The organism is Pseudomonas sp. NY8896 (assembly GCF_039634505.1).
Window position 1 is genome coordinate 529111 of sequence record NZ_CP132350.1, and the last position, 15919, is coordinate 545029.

At 63.7% G+C, this 15919-nt stretch carries 15 protein-coding genes; 2 read left to right on the plus strand and 13 right to left on the minus strand.

The genetic code is table 11. The annotated features are described in order from the left end of the window. Positions 1-2: 2 nt before the first annotated feature. Complete coding sequence (locus Q9451_RS02320; protein WP_012274420.1) at positions 3-308, plus strand: chaperone modulator CbpM; 306 nt, start codon at positions 3-5, stop codon at positions 306-308. Between the two features lie 68 nt (positions 309-376). Here Q9451_RS02320 and Q9451_RS02325 read toward each other — a convergent pair whose 3' ends face one another. The 6 genes from Q9451_RS02325 to urtA form a co-directional block, all read right to left on the minus strand. Continuing rightward, on the minus strand, positions 377-892 hold the full coding sequence (locus tag Q9451_RS02325) for a GNAT family N-acetyltransferase (protein ID WP_012274419.1): 516 nt from the start codon (positions 890-892) through the stop codon (positions 377-379). A gap of 31 nt (positions 893-923) precedes the next feature. Next, positions 924-1622 (minus strand): urea ABC transporter ATP-binding subunit UrtE, encoded by a 699-nt coding sequence (gene urtE / locus Q9451_RS02330; protein ID WP_012274418.1) that lies wholly within the window; start codon positions 1620-1622, stop codon positions 924-926. Positions 1623-1639: 17 nt separating this feature from the next. Then, on the minus strand, positions 1640-2497 hold the full coding sequence (gene urtD / locus Q9451_RS02335) for an urea ABC transporter ATP-binding protein UrtD (protein ID WP_012274417.1): 858 nt from the start codon (positions 2495-2497) through the stop codon (positions 1640-1642). Continuing rightward, positions 2494-3573 carry an urea ABC transporter permease subunit UrtC gene (gene urtC / locus Q9451_RS02340; RefSeq protein ID WP_012274416.1) on the minus strand — a complete coding sequence of 360 codons (1080 nt, stop codon included), beginning with the start codon at positions 3571-3573 and terminating at the stop codon, positions 2494-2496. Before urtC ends, urtD begins: the two co-directional genes overlap by 4 nt. After that, complete coding sequence (gene urtB / locus Q9451_RS02345) at positions 3573-5060, minus strand: urea ABC transporter permease subunit UrtB (RefSeq protein ID WP_012274415.1); 1488 nt, start codon at positions 5058-5060, stop codon at positions 3573-3575. Before urtB ends, urtC begins: the two co-directional genes overlap by 1 nt. A 119-nt stretch (positions 5061-5179) precedes the next feature. Further along, positions 5180-6445: an urea ABC transporter substrate-binding protein gene (urtA, locus tag Q9451_RS02350; RefSeq protein ID WP_012274414.1), complete on the minus strand. Its 1266-nt coding sequence runs from the start codon at positions 6443-6445 to the stop codon at positions 5180-5182. Between the two features lie 293 nt (positions 6446-6738). On the opposite strand from urtA, the gene Q9451_RS02355 reads away from it, so the two are divergent. Next, positions 6739-8193 (plus strand): M12 family metallo-peptidase, encoded by a 1455-nt coding sequence (locus Q9451_RS02355; protein WP_123108988.1) that lies wholly within the window; start codon positions 6739-6741, stop codon positions 8191-8193. Between the two features lie 47 nt (positions 8194-8240). Here the strand turns inward: Q9451_RS02355 and cycA are convergent, their stop codons facing one another. The 7 genes from cycA to Q9451_RS02390 all read right to left on the minus strand — a co-directional run bounded on the left by cycA (position 8241) and on the right by Q9451_RS02390 (position 15892). Next, positions 8241-9662, minus strand: a complete 1422-nt coding sequence (gene cycA, locus Q9451_RS02360) for a D-serine/D-alanine/glycine transporter (RefSeq protein WP_012274412.1) — start codon at positions 9660-9662, stop codon at positions 8241-8243. Between the two features lie 222 nt (positions 9663-9884). After that, positions 9885-11252 (minus strand): PepSY domain-containing protein, encoded by a 1368-nt coding sequence (locus Q9451_RS02365; protein WP_012274411.1) that lies wholly within the window; start codon positions 11250-11252, stop codon positions 9885-9887. A 58-nt stretch (positions 11253-11310) separates the two neighbouring features. After that, positions 11311-13377, minus strand: a complete 2067-nt coding sequence (locus tag Q9451_RS02370; protein ID WP_012274410.1) for a TonB-dependent copper receptor — start codon at positions 13375-13377, stop codon at positions 11311-11313. A 66-nt stretch (positions 13378-13443) separates the two neighbouring features. After that, positions 13444-13875: a DUF2946 domain-containing protein gene (locus Q9451_RS02375; protein WP_012274409.1), complete on the minus strand. Its 432-nt coding sequence runs from the start codon at positions 13873-13875 to the stop codon at positions 13444-13446. 22 nt (positions 13876-13897) lie between these two features. Next, the gene (locus Q9451_RS02380; RefSeq protein WP_012274408.1) at positions 13898-14383 is read right to left on the minus strand and encodes a copper chaperone PCu(A)C; all 486 of its coding nucleotides are present in this window, start codon (positions 14381-14383) and stop codon (positions 13898-13900) included. Between the two features lie 47 nt (positions 14384-14430). After that, entirely contained in the window at positions 14431-14820 is a 390-nt protein-coding gene (locus Q9451_RS02385) for a DUF2946 domain-containing protein (protein WP_012274407.1), read from the minus strand. 217 nt (positions 14821-15037) lie between these two features. After that, positions 15038-15892, minus strand: coding sequence for an SPFH domain-containing protein (locus Q9451_RS02390; protein WP_012274406.1), 855 nt, complete (start codon positions 15890-15892; stop codon positions 15038-15040). Positions 15893-15919 lie beyond the last annotated feature (27 nt).

Below are 15919 nucleotides of genomic sequence, written 5' to 3' on the forward strand. Positions count from 1 at the left end.
TCATGAGCAGCACCCTGATCGTTCAATTGGACATGCGTACCCTGTGTCAGGAAGCCGATGTCACGGCGGACTGCGTGATCGAAATCGTCGAGCACGGCATTGTCGAACCTTCCGGGCGAACGCCGGAGGACTGGTTGTTCGACGATCAGGCGCCGCTGCTGACCAGGCGTGCGGCCAAGCTGCACCAGGAGCTGGAACTGGAGTGGGAAGGGGTGGCGCTGGCGCTGGAGCTGTTGCAGGAAGTGCAGCAGTTGCGCAGCGAGAACAGCATGCTGCGCCAGCGGCTGGGCAGGTTTACCCAGATGTAGGCGATCATGCTGGCGCCTGTGGGAGCGGCCTTGCGTCGCGCAAGGCCGTTCCCACAATGGGCCGTATTTCAGGTTGGTTCGGCCCCTGGGTTCAACACCAGTTGCATGAAGGTCAAATCCAGCCAGCGGCCAAACTTCACCCCCACTTGCGGCATCTGCCCGGTCACCACGAAGCCCAGTCGCTCATGCAGGCGCACCGAGGCCGCATTGCCACTCTCGATGGCCGCCACCATCACATGTTTGCCGCAACCACGCGCACGCTCGACCAGCGCTGCCATCAACACCGGTCCCAGCCCTTTTCCGCGCTGGTCACCCCGGATATACACCGAGTGCTCCACGGTCAGGCGAAAGCCCTCGAACGGCCGCCAGTCGCCAAACGAGGCATAGCCCAGCACGCCTGTCTCATCTACCGCGACCAGGATCGGATAACCCTGCTGCGCCCGCGCTTCGAACCAGGCCTGGCGGTTGGCCAGGTCTACCGGCGTTTCGTTCCAGATCGCCGTGGTGTTGCGCACGGCGTCGTTGTAGATGTCGAGGATGCCGGGCACGTCGGTGGGCAGGGCATCGCGGATTTCGTAACTCATGACAGCGTCTCGCAGGGTCGTTGAATGCAGATTAAATGGTTACCAGCCCGCGCACACCTTCGGCTTGCATGTTTTCACCGCGGCCGCGCTGGACGATTTCGCCGCGGGACATGACCAGGTATTGGTCGGCCAGTTCTTCGGCAAAGTCGTAGAACTGCTCCACCAGCAGAATCGCCATGTCGCCGCGCTGCGCCAGGCGGCGGATTACGGCGCCGATTTCCTTGATCACCGAAGGTTGGATGCCTTCGGTGGGCTCGTCGAGAATCAGCAGGCGCGGGCGGCTGGCCAGGGCGCGGCCGATGGCCAGCTGTTGCTGCTGGCCGCCAGACAAATCGCCGCCACGGCGTTGCTTCATCTGCTCCAGCACCGGGAACAGCTCGTAGATGAAGGTCGGCACTTCGCGGGCTTCACGGGCGGGGAAGCGCGACAGGCCCATCAGCAGGTTTTCCTCGACGGTAAGGCGCGGGAATATCTCGCGGCCCTGGGGCACGTAGGCGATACCAGCGTGGACCCGTTGCTGGGGCTTGAGGCTGGTGATGGGCTTGCCTTCCCATTCGATACGCCCGTCACGGGCGGGTACCAGGCCCATCAGGCAGCGCAGCAGGGTGGTCTTGCCCACGCCGTTGCGGCCCAGCAGGCAGGTAACCTCGCCGACCTTGGCTTCGAAAGACAGGCCACGCAGGATGTGGCTGCCGCCGTAGTACTGGTGCAGGGTGTCGATTTTAAGCATGTCATGTCCTCGATTGATCATCGGCCCAGATACACCTCGACCACCCGCTCATCCGCCTGCACCTGCTCCAGCGACCCTTCTGCCAGCACACTGCCCTGGTGCAGCACCGTGACATGGTCGGCGATGCTGCCGACAAAGCCCATGTCATGCTCCACCACCATCAACGAATGCGTGCCAGCCAGGCCCTTGAACAACTCGGCGGTGAACTCGGTCTCGGCATCGGTCATGCCCGCCACCGGTTCATCCAGCAACAGCAACTTCGGCTCCTGCACCAGCAGCATGCCGATCTCCAGAAACTGCTTCTGTCCGTGCGACAGCAAGCCAGCCTGGCGCTGGGCCAGGGGCAGCAGGCGCAAGGTGCTCAGCACCTCTTCGATGCGCTGGCGTTGCTCGCCGCTCAGCCGCGCTGCCAGGCTGGCCCATACCGACTTGTCGGCCTTCAGCGCCAGCTCCAGGTTTTCGAACACTGTCAGCGCCTCGAATACCGTGGGCTTCTGGAACTTGCGGCCAATGCCGGCCTGGGCGATCTGGTATTCGCTCATGCGGGTCAGGTCGAGGGTGTCGCCAAAGAAAGCGCTGCCGGTGTCAGGGCGAGTCTTGCCGGTGATCACGTCCATCATCGTAGTCTTGCCGGCGCCGTTGGGACCGATGATGCAGCGCAGCTCGCCCACACCGATGTACAGGTTCAGCGCGTTGAGCGCCTTGAAACCATCGAAGCTGACGCTGATGTCTTCAAGGCTCAGCACCGTGCCGTGGCGGGTGTCGAGGCCAGCCTTGCGGCTTTGGCCCAGGCCGATGGCGTCGCGACCGGCGCCGAGGTGGTCGAACACCGGCTCCAACATGAATTCCGGATGAACCGGGGGCACGCCTCTCATGGCTGGCTCCTTTTCTTCAACAGGCCGACCACGCCCTTGGGCAGGTACAGGGTGACAAGAATGAACAGTGCGCCCAGGAAGAACAGCCAGAACTCCGGGAAGGCCACGGTGAACCAGCTTTTCATGCCATTGACCAGGCCGGCGCCGAGCAACGGGCCGATTAGCGTGCCGCGCCCGCCCAAGGCCACCCACACGGCGGCTTCGATGGAGTTGGTCGGCGACATTTCGCTGGGGTTGATGATGCCCACCTGTGGCACATACAACGCCCCGGCCAGGCCGCACAGCACGGCGCTCAGGACCCACACCAGCAGCTTGAAGCCGCGTGGGTCGTAGCCGCAGAACATCATGCGGTTTTCGGCATCGCGCACCGCCGTGAGCAGGCGGCCGAACTTGCTGCGGGTCAGGCGCCAGCACAGGTACAAGCTGGCCAGCAAAAGGCCGACCGTGAGCAGGAACAGCACCGCGCGAGTGCCTTGCGCGGTAATGTCGAAGCCGAGGATGGTGCGGAAGTTGGTAAACCCGTTGTTGCCGCCAAAACCGGTTTCGTTGCGGAAGAACAGCAGCATGCCGGCGAAGGTCAGGGCTTGGGTCATGATCGAGAAGTACACGCCCTTGATCCGCGAGCGGAAGGCGAACCAGCCGAACACCAGCGCCAGCAGCCCCGGTGCCAGCACCACCAGGCACAGGGCCCAGGCAAAATGCTGGGTGCCGGCCCAGTACCACGGCAGCTCGGTCCACGAAAGAAAGGTCATGAACCCCGGCAGGCCGTCGCCGGCCGCCTGGCGCATCAGGTACATGCCCATGGCATAGCCGCCCAGGGCGAAGAACAGGCCATGGCCCAGCGACAGCAGCCCGGCATAGCCCCAGACCAGGTCCAGGGCCAGGGCGACGATGGCGTAACAGAGGATCTTGCCGACCAGGGTCAGGGTGTAGGCCGACACCTGCAGGGCATGGTCCGCCGGCAGCAGCGAGAGCAGCGGCAGGGCGACGAGCAGCAGCACGACGACGGCGCCGATGGCCAGGGTCAGGCGTGGCCCGGCCTTTTGCGTAGCGGTGACAAGCAGTGGCTGGTTCATCAGTCGATTACCCGTCCCTTGAGGGCGAACAGGCCTTGCGGACGCTTCTGGATGAACAGAATGATCAACGCAAGGATGAGGATCTTGCCGAGCACGGCACCGATCTGCGGCTCCAGCAGCTTGTTGGCGATGCCAAGGCCGAAGGCGGCCCACAGGCTGCCGGCCAGTTGCCCTACGCCACCCAGCACCACCACCAGGAACGAGTCGATGATGTAGCTTTGGCCCAGATCGGGGCCGACGTTGCCGACCTGGCTCAGGGCTACGCCGCCGAGCCCGGCGATGCCAGAACCCAGGCCAAAGGCGAGCATGTCGACGCGCCCGGTGGACACCCCGCAGCAAGCCGCCATGTTGCGGTTCTGGGTGACTGCGCGCACGTTCAGGCCCAGCCGCGTGCGGTTGAGCAGCAGCCAGGTGAGCAGGACCACGGCCAGGGCGAAACCGATGATCACCAGGCGGTTGTACGGCAGCACCAGGTTGGGCAGCAGTTGGATACCGCCGGACAGCCAGGCCGGGTTGCTCACCTCGACGTTCTGCGCGCCGAACAGCAGGCGAATGGCCTGGATCAGGATCAGGCTGATGCCCCAGGTAGCCAGCAGGGTTTCCAGTGGGCGGCCGTACAGGTGGCGGATGACCGTGCGCTCCAGCGCCATGCCCACACCGGCACTGACCGCGAAGGCCACCGGCAGGGCGATCAGCGGGTAGAACTCAATGGCGCCTGGGGCGTAGCGCTGCAGCAGCACCTGGACCATGTAGGTGCTGTACGCGCCGAGCATCAGCATCTCGCCGTGGGCCATGTTGATCACCCCGAGCAGGCCAAAGGTGATCGCCAGGCCGAGCGCCGCCAGCAGCAGGATCGAACCCAGCGAAAGGCCACTGAACGCCTGGCCGAGCAGTTCGCCGACCAGCAGCTTGCGCTTGACCTGGGCCAGGCTGGTTTCGGCGGCGGTGCGTACGCCGGCATCGGCTTCCGCATCCGGTTGCAGCAGCGCTTCGAGGCGGGTGCGGGCCAGCGGGTCGCCGGTTTCACCCAGCAGGCGCACGGCGGCCAGGCGAACGGCGGGTTCGCTGGCGCCCAGTTGCAGGTTGGCCAGGGCCAGGCCCAGGGCGGCGTGGACGGCGGCGTCCGGCTCGGCGGCGAAGCGCCGGTCGAGGAAGGCCATCTGCGCCGGTTGTGCGCTTTTTTGCAGGTGTTGGGCGGCGGCCAGGCGGGTGTCGCTGTTGTCGCTGAGCAACTGGTGGCTGGCCAGGGCGTTGTCGATCAGGCCGCGCAGGCGGTTGTTCAGGCGTAACTTGCGGGTGTCATCGGCGGCGATGCGGCCTTGGCGCAGTTCATTCAGCAGTGGCAGGCGCGCGGCATCGGGTTGCGCCGCCCAGCCTTCGAGCAGACGGGCTTGCTCGGCGGGCTTGGCGGTAAGGAGGAATTCGCCCTCGCTGGCCTGGGTTGCCAGCGGCAGTAGCAGGAGCAGGGTGAGCAGGAGTCTGAGCATGCGGGTAATCCTGGAGATCGGCGGTGGATACATCGCGAGCCAGCTCGCTCCTACAGGGGAAGCACCTCATTTGTAGGAGCGAGCTGGCTCGCGATGGGGCCGCATGGCGGCCCCAGTGCTCAGTTACCTTTCACTGCATAGTCCGGGCGCTTGTCGTTGCCCGGGATGAACGGGCTCCATGGCTGCGCCCGCAGCGGCTGCTCGGTTTCCCACACCACGCTGAACTGCCCGTCATCCTGGATCTCGCCGATCATCACCGGCTTGTGCAGGTGGTGGTTGGTCTTGTCCATGGTCAGGGTGAAGCCCGAGGGCGCCTTGAAGCTCTGCCCGGCCAGCGCCTCACGCACCTTGTCGACGTCGGTGGACTTGGCTTTTTCCACTGCTTGCGCCCACATGTGGATGCCCACATAGGTGGCTTCCATCGGGTCGTTGGTTACGGCCTTGTCGGCACCCGGCAGGCCCTTGGCTTTGGCATAGGCCTTCCAGTCGGCGACGAACTTCTGGTTCACCGGGTTATCCACCGATTCGAAGTAGTTCCACGCCGCCAGGTGGCCCACCAGTGGCTTGGTGTCGATGCCGCGCAGCTCCTCTTCGCCCACCGAGAAGGCTACCACTGGCACGTCGGTAGCCTTCAGGCCCTGGTTGGCCAGCTCCTTGTAGAACGGCACGTTGGAGTCGCCGTTGACCGTGGAAATGACCGCCGTCTTGCCACCGGCGGAGAACTTCTTGATGTTGGCGACGATGGTCTGGTAATCGGCGTGGCCGAACGGCGTGTACACCTCTTCGATATCCTTGTCGGCCACACCCTTGCTATGCAGGAAGGCGCGCAGAATCTTGTTGGTGGTGCGCGGGTAGACGTAGTCGGTGCCCAGCAGGAAGAAGCGTTTGGCGCTACCGCCGTCCTCGCTCATCAAATATTCCACGGCCGGAATCGCCTGCTGGTTGGGCGCGGCGCCGGTGTAGAACACGTTCGGCGACATCTCTTCACCTTCGTACTGCACCGGATAGAACAGCAGGCCGTTGAGCTCTTCGAACACCGGCAGCACTGACTTGCGCGACACCGAGGTCCAGCAGCCGAACACCACGGCGACCTTGTCCTGGGTCAGCAACTGACGGCTCTTTTCAGCGAACAGCGGCCAGTTGGAGGCTGGGTCGACCACTACCGGCTCGAGCATCTTGCCGTTCACACCGCCCTTGGCGTTGATTTCGTCGATGGTCATCAGCGCCATGTCCTTGAGCGAGGTCTCGGAAATGGCCATGGTCCCGGAAAGCGAATGCAGGATGCCGACCTTGATGGTCTCGGCGGCCTGGATGCTCCAGCTCAGGCCCATCGCCGCAATCGATGCGCTGAGGGTAAAAGCCTTGATCAGACTGCGACGCTTCATGTGCTCTCTCCGCTGAGTTCTTTTAGGGTGTTGGGCAGCGGGGAGGGGCGTTGCAAGGGGTGTGCCTAGTGGCGAAACTGGCGTAATAGAAGGGTTGTGCGAGGTGATGGGGCGTTGGCGAGGTCCAGGTTGGTGCTTGAGGGGTTTGTGTGCACAGCATTGGAGCCGCTGTTCGGCACTTCATCTTGATTGGCTTTACGGCCAAAGGCTGTTCCCCTGATATTTTTGCCAGTATCAGGGCGCGCTTGTGCCGCGTAGTGTCTGGGACATGTTCAAACCAGCGGGCATTCAGCATGAACTTCTCAGGCTTGGTCAAAGCGCCGTCCCTTTCCTTATCCGTGCTCGTATCAGCGCTACCCCTGGGTGGATGTGCATCCTTCGATGCACTTCAGGCAACGACATCGATGGTGGCTAGGGCGGGCAAGGAAGCGGTGGGCATATACGACTATGCGCTGGTTCATTCGCAGCGCACTACCCAGGGATACACCGTCGAGGGTGGCAATCTCATCGATCGGAACAAGCAGCTGGTCAAAGGCTCGCTGGTAATGGTCCTGGATCCGGCAGGTGCGTTCACCGCGATCATCGACCGGCCCGACGAGGTAGGTGTCCTGTATGTCGATGCTAAAGGCAAACGCATACTGAAGCAGTCGCCTGCCGACATGAACAGGTCCCCCGACCCCGATGCCAAGCCCGAGCGTGCGGAGGCCATCGGCAGTGGGCAACAACAAGTGGCCACCGTCGATGCGCTGGTCCTGTTTACCGCCAAGGCACTTTCCAAGCTGGAAGGAGACCCCGTGGCGTATGCCTTGGCCGAGCTGGAGACAGCCAACCTGGGCCTTCGCAACTCCGAGTTGCCAGGTATACAGCTGCGGTTGGTCGGTATCACTGTCACCGACACCGACCATGTGGTGGATGCCGCGGGGCTGAATGCGATCCGTGACTTGATGACGCCGCTGCGCGAAGACTACTTCCATGACATCAATGTCGCCTTTTCCGGAACGCTGTTCCAAGGCGGGCTCGCCCATGTACGCCAGTGGTCGAGTATCAATGGCGTCGAGGCGCCGTTGGCATTTCGCCACGAGGTAGGCCATAACGCCGGCGGCCAACACTGCTATACGGGTGAGCTTGAGTACTATTTCCATGGTTACCAGACGGCCAATGGCGCGCACACCTTCATGTGTGGGAACAATGTCCCGTATTACTCGAACCCCCAGGTCATGTATGACGGCCAGGCCCTTGGCGACCCCTCGACAGCGGACATGGCCAGGGTGTGGCGTGAAAGTGCCAATCGGCTCAGTAACTACAGTCCAGCCTTCGAAGGACTGCGCGGCTTCTATTACAGCCCTTTGGGGCACGAGCCTCTGATTGTCGAGGGTATCCATTCCAGGGAAGGTGCTTTTGTCGCGCTCTCGGAAGAGGTCGGCCCGACTCAAGTTGTGGACCAGGCACCGGCAGGTACACCGCTACAGGTGCGCCTGGTGCACGACGGTGATGGCAAGGTTTTTACAGTCAAGATGACCGCCTCACGCAGGATGGGACCTGCCTGCACCTGGACCGGGATGCATGCCATTGGTAGCGACTGCGAGGGGCGGCTGCCCAGACTCGAGTTGTCGTTGCAGGCCGACGCCTCGCAGAATCCAGGGTTGCCGGCAGGTTGGTACAACGGGATCTTGCCGTTACAAGTGGTCAGCAAATCCTTTGAGGGTAGCGCGAGCCCGATGAGGGTCAGCATCGCGCTTAAGCTCTGAGTCGAACCGAATGGCCCACGCGTATCGTGAGCCACTGCCTCGGCGGCTTAGCGCTGGCTCTGCTCCACCTGTGGCGTAGCGCCGCGTGGATGGCGTCTGCTGCGCACGAACTGATACGTCACCGCCAGAATCATGAACCAGATCGGCGTCACTACCAGCGCCGAGCGGGTGTCGGCCTCCAGGCTCAGCAGCACCAGGATGCCGGCGAAGAACACCAGGCACACGTAGCACATGAAGCGCCCGCCGGGCATCTTGTACTTCGACGCCTGGTGCAGCGCTGCGCGGTTTTTGCGGTACTTCAGGTACGACAGCAGGATCAGCGTCCAGACGAACATGAACAGCACCGCCGACACCGTGGTCACCAGGGTGAACGCCTCGACCACGTCCGGTACCAGGTAGATCAGTACCGCGCCCAGCAGCAGGCAGGTGCAGGAGAAGTACAGGCCGTTGGCCGGTACCGAGCGGCTCGACAGCTTCTCGAAGGCCTTGGGCGCATCACCCTCCTGGCTCAGGCCGTAGAGCATGCGGCTGGTGGAGAACACGCCGCTGTTGGCCGACGAGGCCGCCGAGGTCAGTACCACGAAGTTGATGATGCTCGCCGCTGCCGGCAGGCCCGCCAGCACGAACAGTTCGACGAACGGGCTCTTGCCTGGCACCACGTCGCGCCATGGGGTCACGGCCATGATCGCGATCAGCGCCAGCACATAGAACACGATGATGCGGATCGGGATCGAGTTGATCGCCCGCGGCAGGGTGCGCTCCGGGTTCTTCGCTTCGGCGGCGGTGGTACCCACCAGCTCGATGCCGACGAAGGCGAACACCGCGATCTGGAAACCGGCGAAGAAGCCCATCAGGCCATGGGGGAACATGCCGCTGTCATTCCACAGGTTGGCCAGCTGTGCGGTGCGCCCGCTGGGCGAGGTGAAGCCGGTGATCACCATGTACAGGCCAGTCGCGACCAGGCCAAGGATGGCGACGATCTTGACCAGGGCGAACCAGAATTCCAGCTCGCCGAACATTTTCACCGTCACCAGGTTCAGCGACAGCAGCAGCCCGACGCAGGTCAGCGCCGGTATCCACTGTGGCAAGTCGGGAAACCAGAACTGTGTGTAGGCGGCGATGGCGACCACGTCGGCGATGCCGGTGACCACCCAGCAGAACCAGTAGGTCCAGCCGGTGAAATAGCCGGCCCAGGGGCCGAGCAGGTCGGCGGAGAAGTCGATGAACGACTTGTAGTTCAGGTTCGACAGCAGCAGTTCGCCCATGGCGCGCATGACGAAGAACAGCATGAAGCCGATGATCATGTAGACGAAGATGATCGACGGCCCGGCCAGGCTGATGGTTTTGCCCGAGCCCATGAACAGGCCGGTACCGATCGCGCCGCCGATGGCGATCAGCTGGATGTGGCGGTTGGTCAGGTTGCGCTGCAGATGCTGTTCATCTGGCGTTGAGGGTGAGGTTTGCGTCATAGGCTGCATTCCCTTGTAAGGTCGGTCTTCTTGTCTGAGGTAGCCGGCTAGGCTAACACGCGCGTTCCAGTTCAGGGCGCGACAGATCGACTCTACTTTTGGGTGGCAGCTGTGGGCTGCTGTGCAGCCCTTTCGCGACACAAGGCCGCTCCTACAATGATCGCGCATTCCTGTAGGAGCGGCCTTGTGTCGCGAAAGGGGCGCAAAGCGCCCCCGGCAATCTCAAGCCTGAACCAGCATCCGACGGCGCCTTACCACCAGGCTATCGACAACCCACATCACCACCATCGATACCCCCACCAGCGGGAACATCACCCCCAGCACCAGCATTACCCCCACCGCCGTCTTCCAGCGCGGCAGGTCATGACGCAGCGGCGGCACGCCCAGCCCACCGGCTGGCCGGCGCTTCCACCACATCACCAGGCCGCTCACCGAGCCCAGCAGTATCATCAGGCACACCAGCAGTATGACGATCTGGTTGAACGCCCCGAACATCTTGCCTTCATGCAGCATCACGCCCATCTCGGTGGCGCGGGCGACCGGGCTGTAGTCCTGCCAGCGCACATCGGCCAGAACCTTGCCGGTGTATTGATCGACATGCAAGGTAGCATCGTTGCGCGGGTCGTCGGCGAACACGGCAATGGTGAACACCCCGTCGGCAGTGGTGGGCAGGGTGATGCTGTAGCCCGGCTCGACCTGGCGCGAAGTGGCGATGTCCTCGACCTGCTGCACGCTCACCTGAGGCGCTGCGGGCATGTCTGACATCATGGAGTGGCCGGCGTGTTCGGCGTGTGCGCCAGACTGCGGCATTGGCGTGTTTTCCATCGCCCAGGGCACGGTTTGGCGGTGTGCGTTGTTCAGCTCACCCGCCTGTTGGTCCGACTTGGGCACGTCGTTCCACATGGCGGCCGGGAAGCGGTTCCACAAATCGGCATACTGCTTGCCCCACAGGCCGGTCCAGGTCATGCCGCTGACCAGCATCAGCAACAACAGGGCCGAACCCCAGAAGCCAGTTACCGCATGCAGGTCGCGCCAGAACAAGCGGCCGCGCGCACTGAACCGGGGCCACAGCACGCCAGCGCCATTGCGTCCGCGTGGCCACCACAGGTACAGGCCCGACACCACCAGCACGATGCCCCAGCCGGCGGCCAGTTCCACCAGGCGGTCGCCGAGCGTGCCGACCATCAGTTCACCATGCAGCGCACGGGCGATGGCCTGCAGGTTCTGCTTGCCGTCCTGCTCACCGAGGACCTTGCCGTTGTAGGGGTCGACGAAAACGTTCAGTTCGCGCCCGCCGTCATGCACCACGAACTGTGCACTGCGCTCGGCGCTCAGTGGCGGCAGGTACTGGCCGACATGGCCCTTGGGGTAAGCCTGGCGTACTTCGGCCAGCATCATGTCCGCGCCCTGCCGGTGGTGGCCGGCTTCGACCACCATCAAGTCGCGGTACAGCAGCGGGTCGAGCTGCGGCTTGAACAGGTAGATGATCCCGGTGATCGCCAACAGGATCATGAACGGGGCCACGAACAGCCCCGCATAGAAGTGCCAACGCCAGGCCAGGTTATAGAAATTGCTGCGTGTTCCTCTCATGGGAACCTCCTGTTTGACCAGCTGATGGGCGCAACCGAAGCTGCGCCCGTTGTTGTTGTCAGAAGCTGAAATCGACCTTGGTCCAGAAGGTCCTGCCTGGCTCGTTGACCGGCTGAGGATCGGTAGCCGGGTAGCCGAACCCGGCGTTCCCGGCCAGGTTCAAGTGCTCGGCGTAGGTTTTGTCGAACAGGTTGTCGACCCCTGCGCTGAGCTTGAGGTTGTTGTTCACCTTGTAGGCGCCGTTGAGCGAGAACACGCCGAAGCCGGCGCTCTTGTCGTAGTCCTTGCCGACCACGTTGCCTTGGTTCTCGGCAATGCGGTTTTGCGCCGCCACCAGCCGCCACAGTGCGCCGACGCTCCACACATCGCGGCTGTAGGTCAAGCCCAGACGGCTTTCCAGTGGTGGCATTTGGGGTAGCGCTTTGCCATCACTGCTGTTCTTGCCCCAAGCGTAGGCCAGCGTGGCGTCGGCCTTCCAGTTTTCGGTCAGCAGGTAGGCCGCGCCCAGTTCGCCGCCCATGATGCGGGCGTCGATGTTCTGTGCCCGGGAAGTGCTCATGCCCATCATGCCGGTGCGGTAGTCGAACAGGATGTAGTCGCGGATCTGCCCGACATAGCCCGACGCCCAGGCCTCCAGGCGTTCGGTGCGGTACTGGATGCCGAAGTCGAGTTGGGTGGTCTTCTCTGGCTTGATGCCGTCGAAGGCGTTGGCCGCCCCAGGCGGTGCCAGCTTGGGCGAGAACAGCTCCCAGTAGTCAGGGAAGCGCTGGGCATGGCCGAGGCCAATGTAAGTGGTGGCCGGGAGGGCTGCCAGGTCGTGCTCGTAGCGGATAAAACCGCTGGGCAGGGTGTCGGCGCGGGTATCGCCTTCGGTGGCGCTGCCTTTACGGAAGTCACGGGCTGAGGCGCGGTCCAGGCGGGCGCCGGTAATCAGCCGGTCTTCACCGCTGACATACCAGGTCAGTTCGCTGAAAGCGCCGTAGTTGTGGAAGTCGGCGTCCTTGGTCCAGGATTGGCCCTTGTGTGCGTCCACACCCATGCCGCCACGCTGGCGATGTTCGTTGGTTTGCGCGTCGATGCCGCTGATCAGCTGCACATCGGCCCATCGCCAGGTGGCTTTGATGCGTGCGCCCAGGGTGCGGCGGTCGACGTTGCTGACCATCGGCATGCCCATCATGCCGCTGCCCGACGGTGTGCGCAGGCTGTAGTTGTCCATCACATGGTCGGCGTAGTTGTAGTAGACCTGTGCCTCGACCTTGTCGAGCACCTCGCCGAGGTTGGACTTTTCAAAGCGCAGGCCCAGACTTTCGCGCTTGAACTGCGAGCCGTCCATGCCGCGCCCGGCGTAGCGGGCCTCGCCATCGCCCTTGCCGGCGGTCAGCTCCAGCAGGGTGTCCTGGTCTGGCGTCCAGCCGAGGGCGACATCGCCGTTCCACTTTTCCCAGCGCGATGGCACGGTGTCGTCGTTGCCGTCGTGGTAGTCATCCGAGCGTGACTGGTTGCCGACGAAGCGGGCGTAGGCCTGGCTGTTGCCGGCGGCGGCATCCAGCACTTTGTCGAAGCGGCCGTTGGAGCCGGCCAGCAGGCTGGCGTTCACGCGGCTGCCGAGGGCGCCGAACTTCTCGGGCTCGCGCTCGAAGAGGATGGTGCCTGCCGAACCACCGGGGCCCCAGATCACGCTTTGCGGGCCTTTGATCACAGTCAGGCGGTCGTAGGTTTCCGGCGAAATGTAAGAGGTGGGCGCGTCCATGCGGTTAGGGCAAGCGCCCAGCATCAGGCCGCCGTTGGTGAGGATGTTCAGGCGTGAGCCGAACATGCCCCGCAACACCGGGTCGCCGTTGGTGCCGCCGGCACGGATCGCCGAGAAGCCTGGGATGGTCTTCAGGTAGTCGGCGCCGTCGCTGGCCGGCACCGGTTGGCGCGGGTCTTTCGGGTTGGTGACCACGGTCAGTGGCGAACTGGGCGCCACGGCAGTGATGACCGTCGGGCTCAGCTCGGGTGCGTCGTGCGCATGGCCTTCATGGCCAGGGTCGGCGGCCAGGGCCACGGGCGCGAGCAGCGAGCCGCACACGGCGGCGAGAGTCCCACGCAGGGACAAGGCAAAAACAGGGGTGCAGCCGGACATAATGATTCCAGTCGATCAGTCATGAGTTAGCGCGAAGCCTCCTGGCTCCGTGCGCAAAATGTGGGTTCAGACGCTGATCGAGGAAGGCGGGGCGCGGCTGCGCGCACCGGGGAATACAGCCTGCCGGGCATGGCCCTGGTGCGTTGGCGCAAGCAGATGGCTGGTGGGGATTACGCTGCCGGCACTGAGCGGGCTGAGGGCCTGGGGCAGGGCCGGGCAATTGAACAACAGGCTGCAGTAACCGCACTTTTCCCACATCACGTGCAGTTGGCCATCGCCGCCATGGCCGTGATGGCTGTCGCCGCCATGCTGATGGGCAGCCGCCATCGGCATGTCCATTGGCATGCTCATGCCGGCGTGGTGGTCCATCGGCATCGACTGGGAAATCAGCGGGCCGATGAAGATCATCCACATGGCGAACAGGCTCAGCCATCCGCCACCGGCGCGCCTGCGGTCAGGGCGGGTGGTACGGCTGATGCTGTTGCGCGGCAGGCTCATGGCGAGTGCCTGTCAGCAGGTGTCAGTGCGCGTGTTCGTGGGCTTGCGGCTGGTCCGCTGGCGCCTGCTTCTGCACAGCCACTTCGACGGTGATGTCGCCGGCCTTTTCGAAATGCAGGGTCAACGGGAAGCGTTTGCCATCCGTGAGCAGGCTGCGGTCCTTGGGCTGCATCAGCATCACATGGTAGGCGCTGGGGGCGAAGGTCAGGTCCTTGCCGGCAGGCACCACCACGCTGGGCACCTGTTGCATCTTCATGGCGCCGCTGGCGCTCATGGCATGTTCGTGCAGTTGCGCGTCATCGCTGATGGGGCTGTCGACACTGAGCAGGCGGTCGTCGGCCTGGCCATTGTTGTGCACCACGAAATACGCGGCGACGTTGGGCGCGTTGGGTGGCAGCTGCAGCGACCAGGGGTGGGCAATGTGCAGGTCACCCACGCTGTATTCGTGGGCATTGGCAAAGGCGCCAGGCAGCAGCAGGGCGGCCATGACGAGGGCGTGCTTGAGCATGGTGAATCTCCGTTTCTGTTCAGGTTCAGGCAGACAGCGTGATGAACTCAGGCCAGCGGAGAGGCACGGGGGTTTAGCGCAGGCCAGAGTTGGCGCGGCGTGGGTTGGTACTTGGCAGGCGGCGGCAACAGGCCGGCGAGCAGTGTCGGCGGGTTGTGCAACTGTGGCGGGTAGCCGGGCAGGGCCAGCAGCGGCGCGGCGCCAGAGCAGCACCAGCAATTCATCATGCTGGCGCTGTCGTCGCTTTGCGGGCCGAGGTCGATCTTGGCCAGGGCCTGGACATCGACGTTGGCCTTGTTGGCCATGCTGGAACAGAAAGCCCCCCACAGCAGCTGCTCGGCCGGGCCCTTGGGCGCAGCAGAGGACAGCGGCATGGCCAGCAGGTTGAACAGCACTGCAAGGCAGGCTATCCAGGCAATGTGCCGACGTGGGGGCATGGAGAGATCCGGTCAGGAATCGTGGTGGGTATTGTAAGGCGGAGTATAGGTAAAAATGACGGGGTGCGGTGAAGTGACGCAGGTGGTCGGGTAACGGGGCTGCTGCGCAGCCCATCGCGACACAAGGCCGCTCCCACAAGGACCGCGTACCGTTGGGCAGCGGTCCCTGTAGGAGCGGCCTTGTGTCGCGATGGGGCGCAAAGCGCCCCCGACAATCTCAAGCCTTGTTACGGCCCATCAACCCGCGCACGGTCTCTTGCAGGTCCGCCGGCAACACCACCACCTTGGCATTGTTGCTGCCCGCCAGGTTCTCCATGGCCCCGATATAGCGCTCGCCCAGCAGGTACATGGCCGGCACGGTCTCGTTGCCCACCGCTTCCTTGACCAGCGAAATCGCCCGCGCCGAGGCCTCGGCCAGGCTGATCTGCGCCTCTGCATCCAGCCTGGCTGCCTGCAGGCGTGCTTCGGCTTCAAGGATCGCTGCCTGCTTGGCACCTTCGGCGCGGGTTACATCGGCCTTGCGCTCACGCTCGGCGGCGGCCTGGCGTTCCATGGCCAGTTGCATGTTTTCCGAAGGCTTGATGTCCTGGATTTCCACCGAACGCACGGTAACGCCCCAGTCTTCGGTCTGCTCGGACATTGCCTCGCGCAGGCGGGCCTTGATCTGCTCGCGGCTGGACAACGCTTCGTCCAGGTCCATGGCGCCGACGATGGCGCGCAGCGAGGTCATCGTCAGGCTGGTGACGGCGAACGAGAAATTCTGCACGCCATACGAGGCTTTCTGCGGGTCGACCACCTTGGCGAAGCACAGGGCGTTGGCGACGATTACGGCGTTGTCCCTGGTGATGATTTCCTGCTGTTGCACATCGAGGATGATGTCCTTGGTCGGCAGGCGGTAGGCGACCACGTCCATGTACGGGATGAGAATGTTCAGGCCCGGTTTGAGCGTGCTGTGATAGCGGCCCAGGCGCTCGACGATCCATTCCTCGCCTTGGGGCACGATGCGCACCCCTTTGAACACGGTGATCAGGACGAACAGGGCGATGGCGCCGACGACGATGAGGCTGGTCATGGTGCTTTAATTCCTTTTTGTGCGGAT

Excerpts from the sequence above, each read along its gene's own strand:
- urtB (WP_012274415.1), bottom strand. The coding sequence starts at position 5,060 with ATGCTCAGACTCCTGCTCACCCTGCTCCTGCTACTGCCGCTGGCAACC.
- urtD (WP_012274417.1), bottom strand. The coding sequence starts at position 2,497 with ATGAGAGGCGTGCCCCCGGTTCATCCGGAATTCATGTTGGAGCCGGTG.
- Q9451_RS02355 (WP_123108988.1), top strand. The coding sequence starts at position 6,739 with ATGAACTTCTCAGGCTTGGTCAAAGCGCCGTCCCTTTCCTTATCCGTG.
- Q9451_RS02365 (WP_012274411.1), bottom strand. The coding sequence starts at position 11,252 with ATGAGAGGAACACGCAGCAATTTCTATAACCTGGCCTGGCGTTGGCAC.
- Q9451_RS02370 (WP_012274410.1), bottom strand. The coding sequence starts at position 13,377 with ATGTCCGGCTGCACCCCTGTTTTTGCCTTGTCCCTGCGTGGGACTCTC.
- Q9451_RS02375 (WP_012274409.1), bottom strand. The coding sequence starts at position 13,875 with ATGAGCCTGCCGCGCAACAGCATCAGCCGTACCACCCGCCCTGACCGC.
- urtE (WP_012274418.1), bottom strand. The coding sequence starts at position 1,622 with ATGCTTAAAATCGACACCCTGCACCAGTACTACGGCGGCAGCCACATC.
- Q9451_RS02320 (WP_012274420.1), top strand. The coding sequence starts at position 3 with ATGAGCAGCACCCTGATCGTTCAATTGGACATGCGTACCCTGTGTCAG.
- urtA (WP_012274414.1), bottom strand. The coding sequence starts at position 6,445 with ATGAAGCGTCGCAGTCTGATCAAGGCTTTTACCCTCAGCGCATCGATT.
- Q9451_RS02380 (WP_012274408.1), bottom strand. The coding sequence starts at position 14,383 with ATGCTCAAGCACGCCCTCGTCATGGCCGCCCTGCTGCTGCCTGGCGCC.
- urtC (WP_012274416.1), bottom strand. The coding sequence starts at position 3,573 with ATGAACCAGCCACTGCTTGTCACCGCTACGCAAAAGGCCGGGCCACGC.
- Q9451_RS02385 (WP_012274407.1), bottom strand. The coding sequence starts at position 14,820 with ATGCCCCCACGTCGGCACATTGCCTGGATAGCCTGCCTTGCAGTGCTG.
- cycA (WP_012274412.1), bottom strand. The coding sequence starts at position 9,662 with ATGACGCAAACCTCACCCTCAACGCCAGATGAACAGCATCTGCAGCGC.
- Q9451_RS02325 (WP_012274419.1), bottom strand. The coding sequence starts at position 892 with ATGAGTTACGAAATCCGCGATGCCCTGCCCACCGACGTGCCCGGCATC.
- Q9451_RS02390 (WP_012274406.1), bottom strand. The coding sequence starts at position 15,892 with ATGACCAGCCTCATCGTCGTCGGCGCCATCGCCCTGTTCGTCCTGATC.